General features: G+C 41.9%; 23 protein-coding genes. 9 read left to right on the plus strand and 14 right to left on the minus strand.

The genetic code is table 11. The annotated features are described in order from the left end of the window. Window positions 1–128 precede the first annotated feature (128 nt). A complete protein-coding gene (gene bcp / locus AGRI_RS02355; RefSeq protein WP_008983415.1) occupies window positions 129–602 on the minus strand; it encodes a thioredoxin-dependent thiol peroxidase in 474 nt (157 codons plus the stop codon). 312 nt (window positions 603–914) lie between these two features. Beyond that, window positions 915–1,370 carry a hypothetical protein gene (locus AGRI_RS16610; RefSeq protein ID WP_008983416.1) on the minus strand — a complete coding sequence of 152 codons (456 nt, stop codon included), beginning with the start codon at window positions 1,368–1,370 and terminating at the stop codon, window positions 915–917. A gap of 121 nt (window positions 1,371–1,491) precedes the next feature. Between AGRI_RS16610 and AGRI_RS02365 the strand changes: the two genes are divergently transcribed. The 4 genes from AGRI_RS02365 to AGRI_RS02385 all read left to right on the plus strand — a co-directional run bounded on the left by AGRI_RS02365 (window position 1,492) and on the right by AGRI_RS02385 (window position 6,393). Continuing rightward, window positions 1,492–1,707: a helix-turn-helix domain-containing protein gene (locus AGRI_RS02365; protein WP_008983417.1), complete on the plus strand. Its 216-nt coding sequence runs from the start codon at window positions 1,492–1,494 to the stop codon at window positions 1,705–1,707. 848 nt (window positions 1,708–2,555) lie between these two features. Next, window positions 2,556–3,962, plus strand: a complete 1,407-nt coding sequence (locus AGRI_RS02370; protein WP_008983418.1) for an SMEK domain-containing protein — start codon at window positions 2,556–2,558, stop codon at window positions 3,960–3,962. After that, entirely contained in the window at window positions 3,952–5,370 is a 1,419-nt protein-coding gene (locus AGRI_RS02375; protein ID WP_008983419.1) for an argonaute/piwi family protein, read from the plus strand. Before AGRI_RS02370 ends, AGRI_RS02375 begins: the two co-directional genes overlap by 11 nt. Window positions 5,371–5,691: 321 nt before the next feature. Further along, window positions 5,692–6,393, plus strand: a complete 702-nt coding sequence (locus AGRI_RS02385) for a coiled-coil domain-containing protein (protein WP_008983420.1) — start codon at window positions 5,692–5,694, stop codon at window positions 6,391–6,393. A gap of 121 nt (window positions 6,394–6,514) precedes the next feature. Here the strand turns inward: AGRI_RS02385 and AGRI_RS02390 are convergent, their stop codons facing one another. The 8 genes from AGRI_RS02390 to AGRI_RS02425 form a co-directional block, all read right to left on the minus strand. Further along, window positions 6,515–7,258, minus strand: a complete 744-nt coding sequence (locus AGRI_RS02390; RefSeq protein WP_040291295.1) for a superoxide dismutase — start codon at window positions 7,256–7,258, stop codon at window positions 6,515–6,517. A 54-nt stretch (window positions 7,259–7,312) separates the two neighbouring features. Next, window positions 7,313–8,680 (minus strand): chromate efflux transporter, encoded by a 1,368-nt coding sequence (gene chrA / locus AGRI_RS02395; protein ID WP_008983422.1) that lies wholly within the window; start codon window positions 8,678–8,680, stop codon window positions 7,313–7,315. After that, window positions 8,677–9,609: a chromate resistance protein ChrB domain-containing protein gene (locus AGRI_RS02400; protein ID WP_040291277.1), complete on the minus strand. Its 933-nt coding sequence runs from the start codon at window positions 9,607–9,609 to the stop codon at window positions 8,677–8,679. The genes chrA and AGRI_RS02400 overlap by 4 nt, the downstream gene beginning before the upstream one ends. Window positions 9,610–10,022: 413 nt before the next feature. Beyond that, window positions 10,023–10,811, minus strand: a complete 789-nt coding sequence (locus tag AGRI_RS02405; RefSeq protein ID WP_008983424.1) for a S1/P1 nuclease — start codon at window positions 10,809–10,811, stop codon at window positions 10,023–10,025. A 16-nt stretch (window positions 10,812–10,827) separates the two neighbouring features. Further along, on the minus strand, window positions 10,828–11,781 hold the full coding sequence (gene corA / locus AGRI_RS02410; protein WP_008983425.1) for a magnesium/cobalt transporter CorA: 954 nt from the start codon (window positions 11,779–11,781) through the stop codon (window positions 10,828–10,830). Beyond that, complete coding sequence (locus AGRI_RS02415) at window positions 11,778–11,966, minus strand: hypothetical protein (protein ID WP_040291278.1); 189 nt, start codon at window positions 11,964–11,966, stop codon at window positions 11,778–11,780. The genes corA and AGRI_RS02415 overlap by 4 nt, the downstream gene beginning before the upstream one ends. Continuing rightward, complete coding sequence (locus AGRI_RS02420) at window positions 11,959–12,489, minus strand: FAD:protein FMN transferase (protein ID WP_337445355.1); 531 nt, start codon at window positions 12,487–12,489, stop codon at window positions 11,959–11,961. Before AGRI_RS02420 ends, AGRI_RS02415 begins: the two co-directional genes overlap by 8 nt. Before the next feature lie 117 nt (window positions 12,490–12,606). After that, a complete protein-coding gene (locus AGRI_RS02425; protein ID WP_008983426.1) occupies window positions 12,607–13,410 on the minus strand; it encodes an undecaprenyl-diphosphate phosphatase in 804 nt (267 codons plus the stop codon). Window positions 13,411–13,502: 92 nt separating this feature from the next. On the opposite strand from AGRI_RS02425, the gene AGRI_RS16480 reads away from it, so the two are divergent. The 5 genes from AGRI_RS16480 (at window position 13,503) to AGRI_RS02445 (ending at window position 19,901) form a co-directional block, all read left to right on the plus strand. Next, the gene (locus tag AGRI_RS16480) at window positions 13,503–13,811 is read left to right on the plus strand and encodes a hypothetical protein (RefSeq protein WP_156808349.1); all 309 of its coding nucleotides are present in this window, start codon (window positions 13,503–13,505) and stop codon (window positions 13,809–13,811) included. Between the two features lie 456 nt (window positions 13,812–14,267). Beyond that, entirely contained in the window at window positions 14,268–15,929 is a 1,662-nt protein-coding gene (locus tag AGRI_RS02430) for an ATP-dependent nuclease (RefSeq protein ID WP_008983427.1), read from the plus strand. Continuing rightward, on the plus strand, window positions 15,922–17,070 hold the full coding sequence (locus AGRI_RS02435) for a UvrD-helicase domain-containing protein (protein WP_008983428.1): 1,149 nt from the start codon (window positions 15,922–15,924) through the stop codon (window positions 17,068–17,070). Before AGRI_RS02430 ends, AGRI_RS02435 begins: the two co-directional genes overlap by 8 nt. Before the next feature lie 179 nt (window positions 17,071–17,249). Then, on the plus strand, window positions 17,250–18,530 hold the full coding sequence (locus AGRI_RS02440) for a phosphoribosyltransferase-like protein (protein ID WP_008983429.1): 1,281 nt from the start codon (window positions 17,250–17,252) through the stop codon (window positions 18,528–18,530). A gap of 213 nt (window positions 18,531–18,743) precedes the next feature. Next, entirely contained in the window at window positions 18,744–19,901 is a 1,158-nt protein-coding gene (locus tag AGRI_RS02445) for a reverse transcriptase family protein (protein ID WP_008983430.1), read from the plus strand. Window positions 19,902–20,069: 168 nt separating this feature from the next. Here the strand turns inward: AGRI_RS02445 and AGRI_RS02450 are convergent, their stop codons facing one another. The 4 genes from AGRI_RS02450 to AGRI_RS02465 are packed head-to-tail and all read right to left on the minus strand — an operon-like array spanning window position 20,070 to window position 25,662. Further along, a complete protein-coding gene (locus AGRI_RS02450) occupies window positions 20,070–20,546 on the minus strand; it encodes a hypothetical protein (protein ID WP_008983431.1) in 477 nt (158 codons plus the stop codon). Further along, complete coding sequence (locus tag AGRI_RS02455) at window positions 20,527–22,587, minus strand: site-specific integrase (protein ID WP_008983432.1); 2,061 nt, start codon at window positions 22,585–22,587, stop codon at window positions 20,527–20,529. Before AGRI_RS02455 ends, AGRI_RS02450 begins: the two co-directional genes overlap by 20 nt. Before the next feature lie 10 nt (window positions 22,588–22,597). After that, window positions 22,598–24,421, minus strand: coding sequence for a tyrosine-type recombinase/integrase (locus AGRI_RS02460; protein WP_008983433.1), 1,824 nt, complete (start codon window positions 24,419–24,421; stop codon window positions 22,598–22,600). After that, on the minus strand, window positions 24,418–25,662 hold the full coding sequence (locus AGRI_RS02465; RefSeq protein ID WP_008983434.1) for a tyrosine-type recombinase/integrase: 1,245 nt from the start codon (window positions 25,660–25,662) through the stop codon (window positions 24,418–24,420). The genes AGRI_RS02460 and AGRI_RS02465 overlap by 4 nt, the downstream gene beginning before the upstream one ends. Window positions 25,663–25,722: the final 60 nt, after the last annotated feature.

The following is a 25,722-nucleotide window of genomic DNA, read 5'->3' on the forward strand; positions in this document are numbered from 1 at the left end:
AGTGCACATAACGGCATTTTATTGGCGATTCGGTGCAATTTCTAAAGTGTGCATAAATCATCTTGCACTCTCATCACAATCGGCTGCAACGGTGAGAGTGTTTGACTGCCTTGTCAACTGCTAGTAACTCAGCCTGCTATCGACTTACCTTTAAGATAATCTAAAATCACTTCGTGATGATCTTTGGTTTTGAATTTATCAAATATGTGTTCTATTACTCCTTCTTCACTCACTAAAAAAGAAGTTCTTACGACACCCATACTCTCACGCCCCATAAATTTCTTTAGTTGCCAAACACCATATAATTCGCAAACGGCATGGTCTTCATCAGCGAGTAGGTTGAAGTTAAGTTCCTGTTTCTTAGTAAAATTTGCAAGAGCCTTTGGTGTGTCTGGGCTGATACCCAGAATAACCACATTTAATTCATTCAACTCTGATTTAACGTCACGAAGGCCACAGGCCTGCACTGTGCAGCCAGGGGTTGATGCCCGAGGATAAAAGTATACCAAAACCTTTTTCCCTTTGAATGATGACAGTGTCACTGATTCATCATTTTGGTTTCGTAGGGTAAAGTTCGGTGCATTCTGTCCAATTTCAATCATGCTGGGTTACTCTCAGATTTATAGGATTACTTGAATTAGTCTACCTGCAACTATACGGAAGGATCTACCCTTCAGATTTTTCGGGAGTCAAAAAGTCGAAAGTATTTGGTAATAGTCTGTTGATTATGTATTTAATTCTAATGAGTTACGAGTGAGTGTTAGAAACGTACTGCAAATTGGAGCTAACGAAGCAAGGTAGGCTGGAGATGAAATTTAGAAATCAGGAAAGCGCGATGGGTAGTTATTTATGGTTTCATAATCAACGTGCACCAATGCGTTCCATCTAGCCACTAAAACGCATCCATTGGCAGTTTACCTCCAATCAACCAGTTCTCTTACAGGCACATCATACATATCCTCAGTGAGCAGTTTGTGAAGGGTTTCATCATCGAAATACTTAACCAGTCGAATGGCTACACTTTTGGGATGTCGTTTCAGCTCATCAGCTATCTGCCTGCATGTATAAGCCAGATTAATCATGTCATACAGTATATCGTCATCTTCGTTAGACCAGGTCTTGCCAAAGTTTTCGGATAAATCAAGCTCCCCTGTGAGGTAACGGTGATAGAAATCTTTAAGCTCACCCATATACATTTCCGAAACCACACCTTCCGACGAGATCTTTTGGTAGCGACCGGACCGTGGCCAGAGGTACCACTTTAGATCGTTGCAATAGAGTAAGTATTTATATTTATTGATTTTTTTGAATGAAAGCCCTGGGTGGTTCAGTATTTTTTCAAGGTACTTTTGTGTGTTTTTGCTCCACATACACTTATCTCATTTTTCAATGATAGGTTAAGAGTAGAGCAAAATATCAATAATGAGCGATATATACCGTGGTGATATAATCAATGATTGGTGATAGTTCTGTCTTTTGAACAGAGCAATCATGAAAGATCCACGTCTAGTCGCTTTTGGCGAGCGAGTTCGTAAGCTAAGAAAAGAGAAGGGGTTATCACAAGAAGCCTTGGCAGACCTTGCCGGTATAGAGCGAAGCTACATGGGACATATTGAACGCGGTGATCAAAATATTACGTTAATCAAGATATTCCAGATTGCTGAAGCATTGGAAATGTCGCCAGGTTATCTAATTGATAATGAATAATAATTTTTTGATTATTCAGTTTTATTGAATCGCCACTAGTAATCTACATACTTCCCAGCCGTTCTTGGTGACGGTTTCAAACTCTACTGGTGATAGCAAAACGACACGCCAATTTACCACCCATATTACTTGCTGCTTACCACCAGTTTCAGCAATCATCCCGTTAATTGGTAGTCAAATATGAGCGAAAAACAGACTACCACCGCAACACGGCGCGTACAAAACTTGGCTAAAGTTAGCTGCGAAGGAGGCAAAGCCAGACTTTATGCGGCTCATCATAATTACCTTCTAATGTGCTAGACAACTCGATAAAAAACGTAAGGCACTGTATATTAAATCATGCTGGTTGCGAATACAGTGTTTTATCAGTATGATATTTGAGCAACATTTCACAGGTTAAGAGGTAATATATATGAGTATAAAACCAGGCCCTAAACCTAAAAAAAATGATGGGACTTTAGATAGAAGGCGTCGTGTAACGCCAGAAAACCAACCTAAATATCCGCCTCTAAAACCTCATGATCACACATAAAAATCGTTCGTGAAAAGGCTCTATTGCAGAGCCTTTTCATTATAAATGCCCACGTTTTGATAAACGTTGATACTTAGCCTTTTGTTTAAGGGGGAAATTTAAACAAAATTAAACGGCATTTTTCTGCATTGGCACAGAGCTGCTAACCGAGGCTGACTATTAGCCAAGTGGAAAGTTCCAGGCAACAAGTGATGCAATAGATTTGCAACGGGTGATAAGAAGTAGTTGGAATAGACTGGTAAATGAAATGTAATTAATGGAATATCCTTCGGGGATGCTCAAGGCTTTAAGTGTTATGTAAAGGAAATCTGAAACTTTGGAAACCATCAATGTTGAAAATGAACTGAGAGAAGTGGTTAGCAGAATCACTTGCCAAGTCAATCTTGCAACAAAGCAAGGTAGGTTGGACGTAAACCTTTCGCTAGAAGATGCTTTAATACCTGTATTAAAAGAGGTGTTTAGCCTTGCCAGACTGGTCAACCTTAATGCAAAGCAAAAGAACTTTCCCGGAATAGACTTGGGTGATGAACATGATCGTGTGGCCTTTCAAGTTACTTCAACATCTGGGTTAGACAAGGTTAAGAAGACTTTAAACGTATTTATTGAGCATGGATTTGAGAGCAATTTCGATGAGCTGTTTATTCTCATCCTCAGTGAAAAGCAAAAATCCTATTCCCAAGAAGCTATCGATAAAATAGTTCAGGGCAAGTTCGAGTTCGACGCTAAGCGTCAAATCATCGATTTGTCAGATATCCTGGCCAAAACAACGTCCTTAAGGTTGCCAGCCCAAAAAAGAGTTCTACATGAGTTCAAGTTAATACTTGGTGATATAGATGGCTATCTCCAATATACGGACGTTAAAGAGCCTGAACAAAAAACACTCACCACCAATCTTGCAAAAATAACATTTCCTGACGAAGTTTTTATTGCGGAAGTTAGCATTGATTTTGAAGAAACTTTAAAAAGAGCAAGGCAGGAATTAGCTTTTAAGAAGCGCCGTTATAACAAAAAAACATTAGTTCGATTGGCAATGGTCTTGAATGGTGCCATGTCAGACGGTTGGACTTTTCATGAAGGAAAGCTATTTTCGTTTGTGAATCCAGAGTTCGATAACTCATTAAGGCAGCTTATTGATATTGACACTATCGAACCGATTCAAACAAGCGAACTCTTGGAGTCGGAGTTTGAGGAATATCGAAACATTGTAAAGGAATTAATAAAAAACTCTTTCAAAGGTGAGCTTGCAGATTTAAGTATAGGCTTTAACTCTTTAGAAAATTGCTTCTACTTTTTACCAGAGCGTGAAGATGACGAAGCTAGGAAAATTGAGTGGATCGGAAAAAAGAAAGCAATTAGAACGGTTTTCGAGAAAAAGATGAATTCGAGAAGCCCTGAGAAAGTTCTTTATTTTAAGCATATTAGCTTCACCTTGTCCTTCGTTAATATTGGTTGTGATTGGTATTGTTTAATTGTTCCCAGCTGGCTTTATACATACAATTGTTACAAAAAATCTTTAGGGCATGAAAAATTTCTGTCAAAGCAAAAGCGGTTAGATACTTCTGGGACGGTTCGAAATATAACGCGATTTATAGCCTACTTTCTAAGCACCGAACTTGATAAAAAGAACTCCGCTTTTCGGGTTTCACAATTAGAAATATTAGAGTGCGAATACCCTGATTTTGATGCCGAAGACGTAATAGAGGATGACTCTGATGAAAGTTAAAGTATTGGCAGAACCTAGTCTAGAGTTTGGGAAAGGTACTCATATATGCCCAAGAGTTGGAATTGAAAGGCTCGGGGTGTATGACAAAAAAGATGAATTCAGAAAATCAGAGTTAAGATTAGGAATTGTTGGACGAGGTGAAGGTGTTGATAAACTAGATGTCTGGCTGGAAAAGTGTCGAGGCGGGATACTTCCAAAAGAATCTAAACTTGCAAACTTATTTAAAGGCTTTGGTGGTTTTACTGATTCCCATGGTTTTCATTCGAAGCTACTTTCTTCACCTGCTTATACAAGGTCACTACAGAAATCCAGTTTGAATAAAATTAGATCAATAAATTCTAGGGAGGACAGAGTTAATGCTGCTGTTGAGCTATTTTATGATCAAATTAGATTTCTTACTGAGAACCGTGCTGTTGACGTAATAATTTGTGTTATTCCCGACGATTTATTTGAATCAATAACAAAAAACACCTCAAGAAATTCTGAAGATAATGACCAAATAGAAGTTTACATGGAGCACAATTTCAGGAGGATGATAAAAGCAAAAACGATGCATTTAGGTGTGCCATTACAACTTGTCATTGAAAATACAATTGACGACACCAAAGCACCGCTTGGTCAACAGGATGATGCAACTAAAGCATGGAATTTCAGTACTGCTTTGTACTACAAAGGAAATCGCACTGTCCCTTGGAGACTTGTCGAAAACACCTATAAGCCGAGATCATGTTATGTGGGTATCGGCTTTTATAAAAGTAGGGATGGTGAAACCATTTCAACTAGTCTCGCACAAGTATTTGATGAGTTTGGTCATGGTGTCATTCTTAGAGGTAGCCCAGTCGCATTGGACAAAACGGATCGACGCCCTTACATGTCAAAAGAGCAAGCTTTCGAATTGTTAAGTAATGCACTATCTGAATATGACAAAGCCTTAATGCAAATGCCTGCAAGAGTTGTAATTCATAAGTCAAGTCAATTTAGAGGTTGTGAAATCGAAGGGTTTAACAAAGCGCTCGATTCAAAATCGATTCGGTCTCGAGATTATGTATCTATTACCGAATCAGACATTAGGTTGTTTGGAGAAAATAATTACCCACCTAAACGAGGAACATTACTCCAACTCTCGGAATCAGAAGGGCTACTATACACACGAGGGTTTGTTGATTTTTATAAGACTTATCCAGGTATGTATATACCTAGTCCGCTCAGAATAATTGCACACGAAAATGACTCATCTTTAGAGGAGCTCTGCGAAGAACTACTAGGCTTAACGAAAATGAATTGGAACAATACCCAACTAGATGGCCGCTTGCCAATTACAATTGAGTGTGCAAAGAAAGTAGGTGAGATCATGAAATACGTGGATGAAAATGAGAAACCACAAGTCAGCTATAGCTTTTATATGTAAGGCGTACTAGCTCAAACAGTCACCAGTTTTACGCTGGTGTCTGTCTGATTTTATTTAAATCAGATTATTTCCCTTATTTCCATCAATCAGCGCCTTCGGAAGTTTGAAGGGCAAAGAAAAATTAAGCGTATGTCCGCTATTGGCACGCAGACAATCTTCACTATGAGCGAAAAGCAGATCTAAAAGTGCCAGATTCTTGGAAAAGCTAAAAGTCCGCTTTGCTGCTGTTGCAGACATGACTGAAATCGCGCGTGTGTCTCTAAAAAGAACACTCATAGTTCGGCGGAAGCTATGCGGGGCTCCTGAGGGATCCCCACAAATTTGCACCCCATAGTACAACTTTCAGAGACTGAACAAAAAAATACGCAACTACTCACTTCTCACCAGCAAGACACGCTGAAAATCACGGCCTTAACCGGCGATAATGCGCATCTTAAAAGCTTACTCAGCACGAAAGAGCAGCACATTGCTTCGTTGGAAGAAAAGCATCAACATGGCAGGAAAGCGTTAGAGCACTATCGTGATTCAGTACAGACGCAACGCGAACAAGAACTCCAGCGGCATGAACATCAGATCCAACAATTACAGGCTGAACTGAGAATAAGTCAACAAACTATCAGTGTGAAACAGCAAGAATGTACTTCCCAGAAAGAGCAGACGCTACAGTTATCCGCAGAGCTTCACCAAGCCCGGCAGTCTGTCAAAATAGTTGAGCAACAGTTAGCTATGTTGCAGGACAACCGTCAACAGGTCGAGCAGCAACTTTACCGCAAAGACGTAGAGCTTGCGACGCTGCAAAAGGAGTTAGGCCAACTCCAAGAACAATGCGCTGCGGCGTTGGCTCAGGTGGCGGGTTTGCAGCAAAAAGAACAAGCCTGGCTGCAGGAAAGAGCCGCGTTATCCGCTTCGCTCAGTACCCAGCAGCAACTCTGGCAGACATTCTCTACCATCAACGCCATGTCGACGCCGACCCAATATATCAAAGGCGAAGACGTGATTGTGGTCGATGCTGATCTTGACTAATCCCCCCAATCAATCCGGATCAACCAGAGGCGTTGCCCCCGGTTGCTACATTGAACTGAACCTGCTCCCATCTCATATTCAGTTCAATGTAGCAACCTGGTTAACACTGGCAGTGTGTTGTTTACACTGAATTTGCCATAGGTCGTTGCAAACGCTGGGCGACTTTGTTCCAGTTTATATTGAGAAAAAATGCATCAATATATTTACTTGCAGCAGCGCCAAAATCCATATGGTAGGAGTGTTCATACATATCCATGACCAGCAATGGTATGGTTCCCACCGGATAATGCGCGTGATCACCCATCCAATAATTTTCCAGCTTGTTGAAATGGGTGTTGTACGCTAAAACAACCCAGCCGGCCCCCCCAGCTAAACCCTGGGCAATCTTTCTAAATTCGGTTTCCCAGCGATCAAAGGTGCCGAATTGTTTGGCAATTGCAGAGCGTAGTTCGCCATCCGCTTGGCCATTTCCACCCAAATTATCAAAGTATAACTCGTGCAAAATGACTGAGCCTGTACGGATCAAGTGCTCCCGCTTGAGATCATTGTAGAGAAACGCCGGCGTGTCGGTGTTTGCAAGTGCCTGGCTCAATTTATCATTCACTGCATTTAGGGTTTTCACCGATCCGCTGTAATTATTCGCCCAATGTGATTCTATCAAATTGGCAGACAGGCCTTTTAATTTGCCCGCATCAAAAGGCAGCGGTTTGGGCTTAATTTCTAGGTTCATCCAATTTTCTCCTACACTCGTGTTAGCTGTTTTAACGATTGCGTCGGCATTTACAGGTGAGCTCAATAGTAAGCTCCCGGCCGCGGCAGCACTGGAAATCAGGAAATCACGTCTGTTTTGATCAAGGTCATTCACTGGTTTTTTCTCCATTTAAATGGTTAGTCAACATTAAGTAGATTGACACCCGGTTTAAGCAAGCCCCGACAATGTAAGCGCAAGCCCGACGAGTGCACAGGCGCTGATAACTTTCATTACATTCATGTTGTAACGAAATAATGCGATGCCCGCTGCGACAGCAATGACGGCAGATATCCATTCAAACTGCCCATCAAACCCTTCTGGCCACAAAATGTGGTAACCAAAAAATAGAGCCAGATTTAAAATAACGCCTACCACCGCTGCAGTGATCGCCGTCAATGGCGCGGTGAAATTCAGATCATTGTGTGTCGTTTCAATAAAGGGCGCGCCGGCGAAGATAAAAATGAAGGCCGGTAAGAACGTAAACCACGTGACAATAGTCGCGGCAACGGCGCCGGCGACAAAAATCATGTCGGGGCCAAATACGGCATTGGCATATCCTCCGACAAAACCAACGAACGCCACGACCATAATAAGCGGCCCCGGCGTGGTTTCACCCAGAGCGAGTCCATCAATCATTTGTGTCGGGGTGAGCCAGCCATACTGACCGACTGCTCCCTGATAGACGTAGGGCAATACCGCATAGGCTCCACCAAAAGTGACCAAAGCGGCTTTGGTAAAGAACCATGCCATTTGCGTAAAGGTGTGTTCCCAGCCCCAGACTGCCCAAAGCGCAAGCATAGGCATTACCCACAGGACGATACCGGCAATCAAAATCATACTGAAACGCGACCAGCGGAAAATGGCGTGTTTGGGTGTGGGGGTATTATCGTCGAGTAACGCCGTTCCGAACGATTTCCCTGAGTCGCCATGCCCGCCGTTACTGTTAAAATAGTCAGGTAAATACCGGCCGCCCAGATAACCGGTGAGCGCTGCCGCAATAACGATATAAGGAAAAGGCACGCTAAGTGCGAATATCGCTACAAATGCTGCAGCGGCAATCACCCACATCATGTTATTTTTCAATGCTCGGGAGCCGATCCGGTGTGTGGCATGCACAACTATGGCCGTTACTGCCGGTTTGATACCATAAAACAAACCGGCTACCCAACTCACATCACCATAGGCAAGATACACCCACGAAAGCGCGATCAGAATGAAGAGAGACGGTAATACAAACAGTACACCCGCCACAATCCCCCCCCAGGTGCGGTGCATTAGCCAACCAACGTACGTGGCGAGTTGTTGCGCTTCAGGGCCCGGCAATACCATGCAGTAATTGAGCGCATGCAGAAATCGTTTTTCACTGATCCAACGTCTGCGCTCTACCAACTCCTGATGCATGATAGCAATTTGGCCTGCCGGGCCGCCAAAACTTATAAAGCCGAGTTTTAGCCAGAACAGAAAAGCCTGCCAAAAACTGACAGGGGCAGGCGTTTGAACTTGTTGATGGGACGTTAATTCTGTAATGTTGCTCATGGTGTCTCCTTTTCACTAAAAGCAGCAAATAGCGCGTCGAAAACACTATTGGCACTTGAGATGAGTTGATCATCGTCACTAATGCTGTTTCGCAATCCCCACAAGATCTGCTCCAGTCCACTGGCTTCACTTGGCTGGGCACCACCTACGTCCAGAAAATGTACCAAGGCTCCCAAACGATCCAAGCCAGGATTATTTAAACCAAAACTTTCAAGCAGGACTTCAAAAGTGACTTTTCCGTTGATATGAGTAAAACTGGCCCCATCGAAATCAAATCCCAAGGCATCTGCGGGGCAATCTTCCGGTGCAACCAGCCAAATAAAGCGGGCATCGCTATCGATAAAACGTTGGATCAACCACGCGCTGGCCAGGCGATCTACCCATGGTCTCTGACGGGTTGCCCATAAGCGGCTGCGATACAGATTGATCTCCAACTGTGTGATCTGCCCTGTACGTTCATGAGGTTCGTTGGGTGATAACTGGCGGTTGAGTTGGAGCTCGAGATCTTGTATCGCTTGCTGCGCTTGCGCTTGCGCTTCGCCGGGAAAGAAATCAATTGCTGCGATAGCCGTGAAGTTTTTACGCAGTTTGCGCAGCTGCCGTGTCGCTTCTTGTAACGAGCTGACTGACAATTCTTTTATCGGCTGTAGTTCCAGCAAAAGGAGGGCATAGGCTTCGCTACGGTTAAACATGCCACTAAACTGTCCTGCATCTTCCGTGTCAAACAAGAGTACATAAGCAGAGCCTTTACTTATTTCGATTTCTTGTGCCAAACCATCAAATAATTGCTGGTGCTTTTGCCGTTGGGGAAGTAGATAAACACCATCGCGTAATACTGCCGCACCCGCAGATTTAAGGGTTCGCCACACCCGCATCCGCGCTGTCGCGTTTAAGGTAGGTAGTGATAAAATAAGTAGTATCCACTTCATATTATGTAGAGCTGTTTACAGAAATATGATTGAAGTCTATGACAATTACCTGAAGATGTACAGGAAAAGGCCAAAACTGTATGGTAAGTTTAACGGCTGGCTTGATCTTGAGAATGCTGCTGAGTTCCGGGCAAGGAGGTGGGGAAAGTGTTGCAGTATTCTCACCGGGGAAACCTGCAGCTTGAATATTGTTAAGTAATGAACACGCGGCAGTTATTCCATCAATGCATCACAACACTAAAAACTGCTCAACCAAATTGGTGTTAATATTTACCCTACACGCTGGTAGCTGAGTCACCGCTATCTTCAGGCGGTCATCACAAAAAAGCGTTTTACATCCTTCCAGTGCAGATTTAAAAATTAACTTAGCCTAACAGAGCGTACCGGCTTAGTAAGCCGATACGCTCTGTTGTTCAATTACCACTAAAAACCCTGTTAAAGTGCGCCGCGATCCGCACACCGGCTTGCTGCAGCCGAACTTTAACTGTCGGGTTATGTTGATACAGATAGTCCCAGCCTAGCTCTGGCGACAGCGGATAAACACCGTCCCGTAAGGCGGCACTTTCGGATACCCATTGTTGATAATAACCAGCACTCCAATTGCTGTGCTGTTCGTGAGTTATTTTGGCATTAAGCCAACTGGCATACTCGCTAAAAGACAGTTGTTGCTGATCGATCAGATCGGAATCCCATACTTTGTGTAAATTAGTTTGTCGTTTAAAGAAGGTTACCGGTACCGCATTGCCGCCTTTGTCTTTGACCTTGGCAGAAGAGACATGCAACGGCTGATGTAAATCGCCAATCAAATGCACAATAAAACGCAGTGCCAGTTGCTTGTCGGCGGTGGTGCTGTCGTCACGTTGAAGCACCCTGGTAAAGTGTTTAAGCGCGCTTACCGAGTCGCCTTCAGGTGGACAATCGGTATCGTGATAATGTTGGCCGTCAGCCAGGGTAACAAAATGATATGGGTTAGCCGTTTTTTGCCAGAATTCCCCGGGAGCCGAGCGCATATCATCCGGATAGGTAGACGCTTCGGCTAAGCTTTCAGGGCCCAGAATATTGCCAATCGCGATTTTCGCTTCGGGGCTTAGCCATTGCTCTGCAATTTGGCCGGTGATCCTGTGGCCTGTCTGCCCCCAAGCCCAGACGGTGTTGCTGTTAATACAAGCTAATAGCAATAATATACTGCTGAAATACTTCATTAAATCCTCTGTGGCGTTACAGCCAACCTTTACGTTTAAAGAACCAATAGGGCGCGAAACCGGAGATCAGCATCAGCCCCAGCGCCCAGGGGTAACCCAGCAACCACTTCAGCTCCGGCATATAGTCAAAATTCATGCCGTAGGCACTGGCCACCAGTGTGGGGGGCAGAAATACGACCGCTGCAATAGAGAAGGTTTTGATGATCTGGTTTTGCTGAATGTTAATAAAGCCCTGGGTTGAGTCCATTAAGAAATTAATTTTCTCGAACAAAAAGGTGGTGTGCGACATCAGTGTTTCAACGTCGCGCATAATTTCGCGCAGCGTTTCATCCTGTTCCGGCCGGCCTTTGAGGTAGCGCAGCAAAAATGAAATATCGCGTTGGGTATCCATCAGACAGAGGCGGATTTTGCCGTTACTGTCTTCCAGACGCGCCAGTTTGCTTATTGCCTGATACAGTTCAGAATCTTTTTCTTCCAGTACCAGATGGCTGACCTGCTCCAGCTGATGATGAATATCCTCCAGTGTATCGGCATGGTTCTCGACTTTTTGCTCTAACATGGTCACCAGCAAATCGGCTGGATCAGTACAACTGACCTGACCGCGACGGGCGCGTAGTCGTAGCAGGCGAAAGTCGGCGATGTCGCCCTCACGGATAGTGATTAAACGCTCTGGCTGTAGGATACAGGCCACTGTAACAGTGCTATGGCGGCCTTCTTGTGGCGATAAAAACAATGAATGTACGTGGATACCTGCCTGGTCAACAAAACAGCGCGCCGAGGCTTCAATTTCCTCGACGTCATCTGACTCTGGCAGTTCAACGCTGAGCAAGGTGCTGAGTAACTCGCGCTCCGGCTCGGTGGGTTCATGGGCGTCTATCCAGTGCGCTTTACGCACTTGTTCCAGCGTAGTGGGAGCAGAACTGGCTGTCTCGCGGATAATGCCTTGTTCAATGCTGAATAACCGGATCATTGTACCTCCGAAAATAAACTGCTTTGTTGCCATGCCGGGCTGGCGTGTTCCACTAAGGCGCCATCTTTCTCGACAATAAACAGCACTGCTAAATCCTGCGCAGTGGCAATTGCCATGCCTTGCTCATAGCCACTGCAGAGTAATGCAGTAGACCAGGCATCGGCTTGCGTAGCATTATCATGCACTAAGGTGACAGATACGCTTGTGGCCCTGTGTTAAAAGCTCACCGCCAATTTCTGCCATAAAATGTTGAATACCGTTATTTTGCAGTATCACACTTAAGCGCTCAACGGTATAACCTTGCGCGATTGACGACACATCGACCGTTAAGTTAGTAACCGCCTTTGCGGCTTTATCCGGTGCTGTTGTGCCAAGATGACGCATGCAGGTACTGAGCAGTACAGTATGGATTTGCTCTGCTGAGGGTTGATTAAACTGGTTAGCTTTAAAGCCCCATAAGTCAAATAATGGTTTAACCGTCAGGTCATAACAACCTTGTGAGGCATGGCTAATCAACCTGGACTGTTCTATTAAGCGGACTAACTCACTGCCAACCGTCTGATAGGTGTTGATTTGCTGTTGGTTAAACTGGCTAATCACGGAATCATCGCGGTAAATTGACATCAGTTTGTCAATCCTGGCAAATTCTGCATCAATTTGCTGTTTTACCTTGCCGGTATCAGTGCCGTTGTTACTCCAGTAACTAATATGCTAGGTGGTACCCTGGGCCTTGCCGCTGAGTTTCACCAGCAGAGGGGCTTGCTGACAACTGGTCAGTGCAAGAAGCAGCAAAAACAGGATGGCTAAACGAAAAAGGTGCATAGCTTACCTCAATAAAAACCAATAAATCGCTGCGGCCAACACCAGACGGTAAATCACATAAGGCCACATACCAAAGCGGTTTAACCAGGCCAGAAAAAAATGAATGGCCACCAGTGCAGTAACAAAGGCAGAGACACTGCCGATGGTAAATACCAACCAGTCGATACTGGCGACATCAGTACTTATCACCTCCAGTAATTTAACGCTGGCGGCTAAAAAGGTGATAGGTATCGCCAGTAAGAATGATAAGCGCGACGCGGCTTGTCGGGTTAACCCCAGCAGCAAGCCTGCTGTGATGGTTGCACCAGAGCGTGACGTGCCGGGGATCAGAGAAACGGCCTGGGCTAACCCCACCAGCAGCGCGTCCTTCAGTGTCAATGTTGACAAATCGCGCTCAGTCTTAGCAGTAACATCGGCAAAACCGAGCAAAATACCAAATACTAAGGTGGTAACAAAAATAACGGCCACCGAGCGCAGATGGGTATCAATTAAATCCAGTAGCAGTAAACCGGCGATACAGGCCGGAATGGTGCCGAGTACAACAGCAAGCGCCAGGGAGCTTTGCCCGACATGCTGACGCTTTGACAGTGCTGCCAGGCTATCAGTGGTTAAGCTGAACACATCGCGGCGAAAATACAGCAACACTGCCAGCAAGGTGCCAAGATGCACAGCTAAATCAAATGCCAGCCCCTGATCGACCTGACCGGTAACCAAAGGTGCCAGAATAAGGTGAGCAGAACTGGAAATAGGCAAAAACTCGGTAATACCTTGTAAAATGCCAAGAAAAATCGCGTAAAGTATGGTCATATCGCCTTAAAGTCCGTTTTTGGTAAACTGTGTCGAAAAAAATCGTCGCAGTTTAGCATACTGGCTGCGATTCGGGTTTAAGGGAGATAAAAATGTTTACCCATGTATTAGCGTTATCTGCCGGCGCGGCTATTGGTGCAACACTGCGTTGGTGGCTTGGTCTGGTGTTAAACAAAGTATGGCCTGAGGCAGGCTGCGGCAGGTTTGAATTTACAACTATTTTGTCCGGCCACAGACACACTAAGCCGTTGCCTTGTGGGTGGTCTTCAATGGATATTCTATCGGTATTGCTTAAGACAACATCAAGCGTAACTGAATCCAAAACCAAGCCGGTACTTCCAATGGTCAGTTCTTTTACGGTCTTGTACTCTCCAGTTGAGGGGTATTCATATCACGAATAACCGACATACACAGTCTAAAATCGTTTTGAAACCAACTTCGGATAAGGGCTTGTTGTATCTTTTAAAGTCTGATTTAAGATTGGATTAGCAGTATGAATGCTTATATTAATCAGCTCGATAATATACTTTTTGTGAAAAAAATTCAGAATCCCGTCGGACCCTCTTTCAGTGAAAAGCGCCGATTTTGTCGAATCTCAGTGAATTTCCGCTTTTGGCACAAAGCCACTATCCAATGATGTGCTACATTCCGTGAAAGTGGTAGTGCGATTGATTTGCAACACGTGGTAAGGACAGGTTGCAATGATGCGGTAAATTTCAGGCATTGGCGATGACCTAAAAAGTTTGATTTGCTAATATCATTGCACGCTCCCATAATCGGTATGGGATTGGAAAAAGATTGCTAAAATGACAAGCTATCTTTAACACTATATCTGGTGTGTCAAAGGGAGTTGAAAAGTGCTGTTAGAGTCACTTCATGTACTGAATTTCAAGAAGTTTAAGGATAAAGTTTTTGATTTCAACGAAGATGTAAATATCTTGGTTGGCGATAACAATGCCGGTAAAAGCACGATCTTAGAGGCATTGGAAATTGTACTTAACTTCCAATATCGTGGCCGCTCATTCAGTATTGAGTTTTCTCCAGATCTATTTAATAGCGAAACTGTTACCGCGTTCCTGAACTCTCCGAAGACGCCGGCAGACTTACCAGTCCTTTCTATAGAAGCTTACATGAAGCATGTGCCAGATTATCGGGGAACCAACAATAATTTACTGAAAGATGCCGAAGGAGTGCGGGTCATAGCGTATTTTGATCCAGACTTTACAGATGCATATAAAGCCTACCTTGCTACTGGAGCACAGATAACGACGATTCCTGTCGAATTCTACAAAGTTGAATGGATGGATTTCGCTTGGAACACAATAAAGCCGATGACCAAACAATTCAGAGCACTCTATATCGACCCCACGAGAATTCACCCCACCTTTGGTAAAAATCAGTATATTTCCAACGTCTTAAACACAGCTCTTAAAAAAGATGAAGAATATCGCTTAAGTCTTAATTATCGAGAGGCTCTTCAATCATTCAATGACACTGATGAGGTAAAGATAGTCAATCAAGATCTCGACTCGGAAAACAATATCACTGATAAAAAACTAACTATTGCTGCCAACACAATGCCAATAGGCGCCTTACAGAATGGATTGCAGCTTAAGGTAGATACTGTACCTTTTCACATCATTGGTAAAGGTGAACAGAGCAAGGTGCAGATCAAATTAGCTCTCTACAATAAGTCAAAAGATATAGATCTTGTGATGATGGAAGAACCTGAAAACCATTTGTCTCACATTGAACTTAGTAAGCTGATACAGGACATCGAAGAACAGCGTGGTAATAAGCAACTATTTATTACCACACACAGCTCTTACGTCCTAAACAAGTTAAGTATTGATAAAATCTGCTTACTCCAAAGCTCTTATAAGAGGCTACATCTCTTAGACAAAGGTGTCGTAAAAACGCTAAAGCGATTACCTGGTTTCGACACGCTGAGGGTTGCACTATCAAAAAAGGTTATATTGGTCGAAGGGCCATCTGATGAATTGGTACTTAAAAAAATATACCAAAGGGAGAACAATAATCGTCTCCCTGAGTATGACGGTATAGACATTATTGTAGTGCGTGGAGTCGGTTTTGAGACATTTATAGAGATCGGGAAAGAGATAGGCACCGTGATACATGTGTTGCGCGACAATGACGGAGATTACGTGTCTAACGTAGCTGAGCAGCAAAAAATATACGCAGCGCACCCAAATATAAAACTATTTTCTGCTACTGACAAAGCTGACTTCTCACTTGAACCAGCCTTGATTTCAGCAAATTCTGCAACTGAAGTCGAGTTAGACATATTCGCAAAGATAACGCTATCTACACAGACCTACAAGCAGCTCATGGCTAAACCTTCATTAAATGAAAAACGAGCTTTTATCATGGAGTGGTTTACGAGTACGAAAGGCGATGGTAAGGGGAAAAAGAAAGTTGACTCAGCGATCAGACTGTTCGAAACCACCGAAACTTTCAAGTATCCAGCATTTCTTCACGAGGTGCTGACTTTTGTCTAACACATTATGTATAGCTGGCGCAGGGTCAGGCAAAACCCACAAAATAATTACAGAATCAATTGCGAAGATAAAGAACGGCGGCAAAGTGCTGGTAGTGACCTACACCACCAGCAACCAACAAGAACTAAGAAATCGATTTTTGGCTGCTTTCGGTAGGAGTAGTGATCGATTTGTGGTCAAAGGTTTGTTCTCGTTCTATCTGGAAGACTTGGTTAGACCATATCAGCAAGTGTTTTTCCCCAAACGCATAGATGGAATTTTCTTTAACGAACGCAATCCTCATCTTAAGCCTGGTTCAACCGCTATGTTACTTGGTCGCAAGGAACAGTTAAACAACAAGCAGTTCAATCCAGACCATTTCCTGACCAAGTGCCATACCAAAGCACACACAGGCTTTTTAGCAAAACTAGCAGTCCGGATTATGAAAGCAACAAAAAACTCGGCTGCAGCACGTCTCGGTGATATCTATAGCCAGGTCTATTTCGATGAGGTACAAGATTTGGTCGGGTGGGATTACGAAGTATTAAAGAGTTTGAGTAAATATATGAAACGCCCTATCACTTGTGTTGGCGATTTCAGACAGACTGTATACGAAACATCTTTTGGTCACAAATCTCCTCAAGTAGCAGCAGACAAAATCAAAGCGTTTAATTCGATGGGCTTTAAAGAAGATGTTCTGGTATTTAATCGAAGATGCATACAGCAAATCTGCGAGGTAGCCGATACGGTTCATGCAGGAACTTATGGCGCAACTAAATCTGCTGTCGACTTAACACCTGAAGAATTTCGTAGTCACCTTGGTGTTTTTATTGTCAAACAATCGGACTTAGACGGTTATATCAATACATACGACCCAATTGTATTGCGCTCAAGTATTTCATCAGGAAAGAAGATTCTTCCTGCTCACGCTCGCTGCTGCAATTTTGGGAAAAGTAAAGGATTGAGCTTTGATCGAGTACTAATTCTGCCGGCCGATAGCCAGATGCATTTCGTTTTGGATGGAAACACTCCTTTTTCTCAAGACGCAGAAACTGCACAAAATAGAATGTATGTTGCGATCACTCGAGCCAGATACAGCGTCGGTTTTTTAGTTCCTGACAACAAAGTACATGGTTTACGCTTCCCTATTTGGGAGAGGTAAACGATTTTGAACAACTCTCAACTTGAAACGCTGGCGTTGATTTTAGTGGCATTAGATAAATTTTAATATCTCATTACTTGGCGAAGCTTTCTTGTATGCGCAGATGGCTAAGAACATTCTGTTGATAGGTTAATAGTTGGCTTTCAAGCAAAAATCACACTTTTAATGAGGGCGTCTAATTGCAAAGGAAATCGTTTATTTCAACTGAATTAGCAAAAGGCTGGTTGTCACAGTTTTCGTGTCAAGATCAAACTCAGGCAGAATCTCTTTTGAATTCGATTAGACATATTTCTGTCGAAAAGGTAACTCGGGAGTTGAAGTTCCTCATTGGCGAAATACTACAAAATCAAAAGGGTGTTGTTGGTTTGTATGCGGAGAGAGAAATTAGAAAAACAAGAGGCTCCGTGCATAAAATATTCAAAGAGACTCAAACTAAGGTAAAAAGAGCCATAGGGAGTGGTCCAAAAGCAATAGACCCTATATTCAGATATAAACAGGATGTAGGTAGTGAAGGAGTAGTAGCCAACATAATTACTCAAATCTGCAAAACTAAACGCAGTCGAGTTATAACTCATCCTGGACCAGATAAGATTAGAAAGCAAAAAGTACGTCATCTAATTATTGTTACTGATTTTATTGGCAGCGGGACAAGAATTTGTGATTACCTCGACGCCTTTTGGAAAGTTAAAAGTATAAGAAGTTGGAACTCTCTAAAAGCAGTAAAATTCCATGTCGTGGCTTACAGCGCAACCCAGATTGGAAGCGAGACTGTCAGAAGGCACAAAGCTAAGCCAGAAATATACATAGGTGAGCCATGCCCAACAATATGGACTGTATTTAGCGATATCAAAGAGCGAAAAAGTATAATCGATTTGTGTAACAAATACGCTCCGAATAAAGAAACAATAAATGATGGTTTTTTCTCGAGACCAAAATATGATCCTCTAGGTTATCGTGGTATTGGAGCACTTATGTCGTTTTCCTATGGAGTTCCAAATAATGTTCCTGAGATTCTATTCAGGGCGTCACCTAAATGGCAGCCTATTTTTAAAAGTAGAGTAATAGATTACTCGATCACTCCCCTTTTGGAGAGAAATAGCCAATTAGATATCGAAAAGGCTTTGATCAAATTACGTGAAAATAATATCCAAACATTTATTAAGAAAAATGATCTACCAGATCATTCCCCAAGATTGATTGTATTCCTAGCTGCCGCAAATAGATACAGATTTTGGAACGAAATATCAGAGCAAACAGGGCTAACAGTTTCAGAGATTCATGAATTACATCAAGAAGCTATATCAAATAAATTCATAAACGAAAAATACATCCTCACTGATTTCGGGAAGCAACAACTGGATTTTATGAGAACACAACATGGTGCTTTAGCTAAACAACTAGACAACAATGTACCTATATATTATGTTCCTAAACAACTGAGAGCTCTAAATGGAGTTTAGCTTGAACCAATGTAAAATGCATTCGTCTGTAGACCAATGTGTTAAGCATTTCTCTCATAATTTTATTATGAGTAGAGGGGAGTCAGAGTCTGTCCTCCTTGGAAATAGCATCCGATTGATGCTAAGCATGACCACGCAATTCCGACTGCGTCGGATGGCGTCGAGGCCTTGCCTAATCGCGCGGTCCTCCTCACCCTGCGGGTGTCGAAGTAAATGAACAGATGGAGCTCTCAGTTATTTCAAAAAGAAGCTAGACGGCTCGGACGTTCTGAAGATGTGATAGACAATTGCCTAAACGCTGCCGCATTAATACAGCTTAAAAACTCTCAAATTACCCCGATATTCTCTTTACGGCATCTGTCTTACATGGCGAAAGCTGATTATGGATTTTTAAGAGCCATTGTTAGCCGCGATGACCGGATAGACTCTTACAGAACCTTTCAGATTCGGAAGCGGAAACGCCGTAAAAATGATAAAGAACGATATAGAAATATAAATGTACCTTCCCATGATTTAAAGAAAACACAGCAGTGGATTAATAAACATATCCTATCCCATGTTAGTCCGCACCAATGCTCAATGGCTTTTTATAAAGACAGTTCAATAATAGAGGCTGTAAATGCACATGTTGGTGCGAAATGGGTAATCAAAGTTGATGTGAAGAATTTTTTTGAATCTATAAACGAGATATCTGTATACAGAGTTTTTAGGGAGCTGGGGTTTAACGCTCTTTTGTCTTTTGAACTCGCTCGAATCTGTACTAAAAAACGAACCATGCTTCCATCTAGAAGTAGAAAATGGATATCGACAGGAAGACGAGAGACAATCTCTACTTACGCGCAGCCTATACAAGGCTTTCTCCCTCAAGGAGCTCCAACAAGCCCAATGCTCTCTAATCTCGCCTCCCTGAGATTAGATCAAGAAATCTTCAAGTTTTGCGCTCACGAGGGTTTCATTTATACACGCTATGCCGATGATATTGTGATCTCTGTCCATAGAGATGTGAAAAAAAGTGAGTGTAGCAACATAATTAACAAATTATATCGTGTAATGGCGTCTAACGGCTTATCTCCTAATAAGACAAAAACAATAGTATTGCATCCAGGAGCGAGAAAAGTGATTTTAGGTCTTATGCTAACCGACAAAGGGGTCATGCTGACAAAGGAATTTAAATCTAGATTAAGGCAGCATCTATTCTTTCTAAACAGTGAAAATGTTGGACCAGTAGAACATGCTCAACATAAAGGTTTCGTCTCCATTATAGGACTAAGAAATCACATAATTGGCCTTTTATCATTTGCTAAAGCTGTAGATAAAAACTTTGCCAGCAAATGCCAAGCGGATTTCGACCGGATAGTTTGGCCAATTTAATCACGCTAATTATATTAGCTCAGGTGAATTAGTCTCGACTTGATCTGGCAGTTTTCAGTTTTGTGTGTTCAGGCTTCAAAATTTCGAGCATAAGAATTCATTTATTCCTTTAAACGTCCGCTTTCAGTGAAAAGCGACGATTCAGCAAGATCCAAATTCTGCGTCTATCTACAGCAGCTCTTTTAAAATACTAATTTGGGTTGTTAATTCACTCGTTTTTATCCGCTCCTGTTTGAGCGTATTTTCATAATAACTACGTGCATCCGTCATTCTATGTAGGTTTTGCTCAAGCTGCTTAATCTGTTTTTCGTTATCTAGGTTTTTATTGAACCAGTAAACAAGCTCACGTTTCGCATTTTCAAGTTTATCTTCCAGAACCTTTACAGGATCTAGTTGCTTTGCCGGTTGGGGACTAGTTTCAGCTTTTCGAATTCGTTCCGTTTTTATCTCCTTAAGCTTTAGACTTGGCCACGCTCTTTTACTAATAGCATTCCTGTGCATTCCCGTTAGTTTTGACAATTGACTGATGGTTGGCGGCAGCGAGTTGTTCGCTCGAACTTTATCAATCGCCTGGACCAAACGTTCTGTATTTAGGTCGAAATCTCGTTGATTTTTGTCATCGAAGTTATTGTTCATCAACATCATACCCAAGTAGTTCAAGCACCTGTTTTGCCTCGCTAATAACTTCTTTAATTTGGTCTAGGTTATCCTGGTGAGTCGGATTGTTGAGGTTTGCCTGGTTGGTTGTATATATTTCTCGCCAATATGGAGCATTCGCTTCACTGACAATAGCATTTGAACAACGTATAGGATTGCATCGCAAGGAACCAATGCATGGCAGTTCACTGTTTGTAGAATCCGAGCCATAACAATACCCTAATCCTACATTAATAACGCCTAAACCTTGCTCTGCCATAGCTTCAAAAATTTCATCTTTTGTATAACCACTTGCCATATAGCCCTTGAAAGCTATATGTAGCCGTTCTTTGTGCTCTCTGGCTTTGCCACCTAAATAATTACCATCAGGGTCTGATGTCGCCTTAATAACTTCAATTTCTGATTGTTTTCTCAATTTCTGAGCGGTTTGGCTTTCAACTAAACTATCTGCGATGCCACCGTAGCCCATTGTGACATCACTAGTTGCTCCTCGAGATAGAAATTTGTCGACGGTATTTACTAGATGTTTTAGTTGAAATGAGATTAATGGTAAGCCTGCTTCTAGTCTATATAACTGATACGCTAATGTATGGCGCATCATGTAATTGCTGAAGCCAAGGTCATCATTAGGTGAGGCATAATGTATAAATATCCTTATTTGGTGACGTATCATCACAGAGTTCATTGGATGCTCTGGTTGTTGAAGTTTCTTTGTTTGAATTGGACTAAAAACCAAATCCCTTTGAGTTATCGAATTCAGAATTCTGATAGCTTTAAGTGAATCTTCCATGATTGGGATGACAACCCATTTATCGTCGAAAAGACCTTTGCCCAAACTATCAGTACCTTTGAACACATGTGAACGCAATAGCGTTATCCCTTGTTCTTCAACCAGGCACGTGTTTTGATCTATTACTGATAATTCGGAAGGGCGCATTCCCGTGTATTGACCCAGTAAATATTTTGCAGCGCCAGATACGAGTGATAAGTGTTTATAAACCTTATCAAAATTAAATTTTTTGCTTCGCCCCTTACAAAGAAATGATGTCATATCTTTTAAGTTGAAATTGTTCTTCGAGTTTCGTAGCTCACTAGGTATTCCGTATTTAGTATCTACAAAGTGCTCTGAGTACCCCGCACTCAACAGGCGGTAAGCTCTATAAATACTAAAGGTAGTTTTAGTGATTCCTGAAGCTTCGCAAAATTTATTTGTGTTTTGTCCGGCGTATTTTTTTACACAGTCGTCTGATACTCGCTCTCCCATCATTGTGAGGAAGTCGTGGACTAGTAAAGAAGCCATTCTGACTAGTTTATCAAATGCCCAATTTGGCATTACCTGGTTGGTTACCTGCTTTTTGTATCTATTTCTCCATTGAAAAATCTCTGAATCGAATGCTGGGATTTGCTTTCCCAAGATATTATCAGAAGTGTAGGGATTCTGAATGTAGGAGAAAAATTGCTTTAAATCATCGTTATAGCTAAATGGATGTTGTGAGGCTGCTAACCTGTAATCGTCAGCATTAATTTCAGTCAAGGATAATAAGGAGGTTCTGACATGCTCATTGCCAAGCTTTTTATTGAGAATAGAAAATAGCGTGTCGAAAAATCGCAAGCCTGCCTTCATATGTGAGATTAGTGTATTGGTAGAGAGGTTTTTTGATGTTGTTTTTTTGGCCTTCCGTCTATTATGGATAAATATTTCTGGTGTGAACAACACGCTGAGTAGTAAGCATTTAATCTCTATAATTATGTGATCGGGAACGTTTTTGAATTTTTTAAAATCTACTGCAAGCTTACTGCCTTTAACGTTTGGTGAGACATTTGGATTTTCTGCATTAAAATCCCATTTAGTATCAGAAAATTTGGATGTATAGGAAACGGGAAGGTTAAGTAGCTCTGTTAAGTATACTTTGTAATTAAAAGAGTCGTCAGCTTTGTCAGTATTCTGAATATTGACAAATGCTAACCTGTATTTAGGTAATTTAGCGAGTGTGCTCAGAATATGGTAGTGCTTAGTATCTCGCTCCATGGTTAAACCTCTAGATAAATTCCGTTGTTTCGACGTAAAGTGATAGATTTTCAGCATGCTCTAGTTCTTGTTCGCTGAAATCGGAGAGCTTTGGATTAAGTATTGTATTTAGTAACGCTAGGTTGTTTTTGATTACCTTGCCGAATGGAGTATCCAAGATTCTGCTATTTTGAATTTTGATTAAATAATCCCTTTTCATAGCGAATAGTTTCGGTAAGTCGGTTTCAGTAATAATTACATTTGGACAGCTTAGGCACATGTTATAAGTACTACACGGTTTTCCTGGTATGTAACTTGGCAAGGTTTTTACAGTGTCAGGAGGATCAAAAATATTTCTGCACGTTGCTAGAGGTGTAGATAATGGTTGTGATGTTTTAATTAGTTCTGGTGACGAGGTTACTTTCGCATTTTTAATTGATATCGCAGAGTGAGCGTTGACGTGAATCTCAATTAACTTTTCTTTTATTTTACCTCTGGCGATTTGTCCAAAGTCATGAATGTCAAGGTATCTCATTGTCGTATAAATATTTTTGTGGCCCATTAGCAGCTGGATTTCTCTAATCGATACCCCTTGCGCTATCAAGTCGCTAACAAATGTTGGTCTGAACCTTGTAGTTTGTATTAATTGGCAACCATCAGATTCATTCAAAATGTTATGGCGCTTTGAGAATTTAGCTATGGCTGCACCAAGGCTAGAATAGTTTGGTAAATGCCTGATTGCGCCATTTGCTAACTCGAAGAGCCAAAGTTTGTTTTTTTGCGAGATAGAGGCACGATCTCTAAGAGATGACGTCAATCTGATGACTGTCTCGAAAATCGTTTTAACTTCGTTGCCCTGGCTGGTAGTCAACCATTGGAGATCGGCTTTGAAAATATCGAGATGATATAGCTTTTGGCCATCTGAACGTTCTTTCCAATAACGAAGGCAAGGTTTTCCAGTGGCTGGGTGACTGGTAACCAGGTCGTCAATTTCGAGCGCATATATGGACTCAACATTCATTCCCGTGACTTGAAGCAACTTAAAGAAAAATGGTAACAAATGCTCCATCGTAACTCTGCAAAGAATGCCCCAGGGTTCAAAGGCATCGCTATAAAAAGCCTTATTATTTTTAATAATTTGGTCAGGTGATCGATTTACTCTGGAACTCTGCAATTCGGTCGAGCTTCTAACCGAGTTACAGTCCATTCGATTCTCAAATAACCAGCGTGCATCATCTAAAGTCAGGGAACTATCGTTGTCTAAAAGCCGTTTTTCTTGAGTATCAAAGTAAGGTCGTCCTAAACCGGTTAGAAGATATGGCCGAGTAAACTCTGAGTACATCTTGATATCATGATTAATCGCATTTGTTATGCATTCTTTTTCCTTATCGGAATAAGGTTTATATCGCTCTGTAACCCTTGTGGTGTAGCAAAATGAACGTGGCAAATAAAAGCGAAGGAAGTCTGGAGTTTTAAGCTCTATAGCTCTATTTAATACGTTTTTATAGGTGCTCTGCAATACATTGGCATAACGATTGTGAATCTTTTCTTCAAGCATGCAATGCTTTAAATAAACGTGGAACTCATCCAAGGAATACTCATTAAATACTTTTGGTAGGTACAAGAGACGATTACCAAATTTGGTTTTCATGAAGGTTGAGACATACTTGAATGTACATTTTACGTCCCCGCGATGAGAACTACTGATGGTAATCTTGAGCTGGCAGGCGAATAAGTGCATTAATTGTTTGTGTGGTTCAGCTTGAGTAGGAGCCACTAAATCTGAAAAAGTAGTAACAGGAAGGGATTGTAGTTTCTCCCATTGCGCTTTGCTTCCTTTGCGAGATGGGGTCATTTTTTTTCCTTAATGGATATTCTAAGTTGAGTCTTCTGAGTCAACCGTTCCATTCTTTCGGCTTTAGTTAATAGCTCGCCGTTGCTGTCAGTTAAAGTTTTATAAAGCTCCAAGGGAATTTTAGTATAAACTTCTGTACTACTTAAATATGCATGACCTAATGATTTTTGTACTACGGCAAGTCTATCAACATAGGTTTGCCCTAAATCTGGTGATTGAAGTAAATCATATGCATATCCGTGTCGAAGTTTATGAGGGGATATGGATTTTGATAATACTTGTCTTTTTACAGCTCGCTGAGAAAGTCTCTCTAATAATTTTGACAAGCACTTCGCTGTGATAGGTTTCCCCAAACCATTAAAGAAAGCTGGAGTTTCAGACGCGGAGGAATATTTTCTTGCGTGCTTTTTGAACAGTGGAGAGGCGTGATACCTGAGAACACGCTCCAATGTCGCTTTGCTTACAAGAGTCATTCTTTGTTTTTTGTTACCATTGCGACCTTTTACGCCTTGTATTGAAATAGGTGCATATGGCATAGATACTGGTTTATCGGTATTGCGTGAGATTAGTTTCTGGCTGTTGAATTCAATTGCATCTATTAAGTCTTGCTTAGTAACATTTTCTAACTCAGCTCTTCTGATACCGGAATCAAAAATAAATTGTAATACGACCCTTTCTCGTTCTGACTGTGTCTGCTCCATTAGTTTGGTTAATTCGTCGACTGAACAAGAAATCACGAGCTTTTGCTTTACAGGTCCGCTTATCAAACCAGCTGAATAAGGACTTTTTTCGATATACGCGTCTCTTAGTTCTTGCACTTGATACAAAAAATTGTGAATAAAGGCTTGGAGAGTTGAGTCTCGATTTCTGATAGTAGCTGTCGACAAATCCTGAGTACTTCGGAGTTCTGCTAAATACTCCTCGATCATGAATTTCGAAACAGAGAGAAAAGCTTCGTCTAACGATGAGTTTTTGAACTCACGACGTTTTTTTAGAAATGTTAAAAAATAAGTTAAATTTTTTGCGTATGTTTTGGCAGTTTCTCTGCTAATTTTCCTGTTACGTAAATTGTATGAGAGAAACTCTGAGATCAGTGGTAATACCCTGAAGTTTTGATCATAAGCTACTGCACCCGAAAGGTTTTCTGATTTGGATAACCAAACACCATCGTCCTCATTTAGCAATGACAGAGAGAGGTCCACTGTTTCATTGTCAGAAACGTAGAAATTAAATTGCTCCATAAAAGCACACTTTGCTAATTGGTATTGTGCATTTCTAAAGCGTAGTAGTAAATTTGGAAA

The sequence above is a fragment of the Alishewanella agri BL06 genome, from assembly GCF_000272005.1.
GTDB classification, from domain to species: Bacteria; Pseudomonadota; Gammaproteobacteria; order Enterobacterales; family Alteromonadaceae; genus Alishewanella; species Alishewanella agri.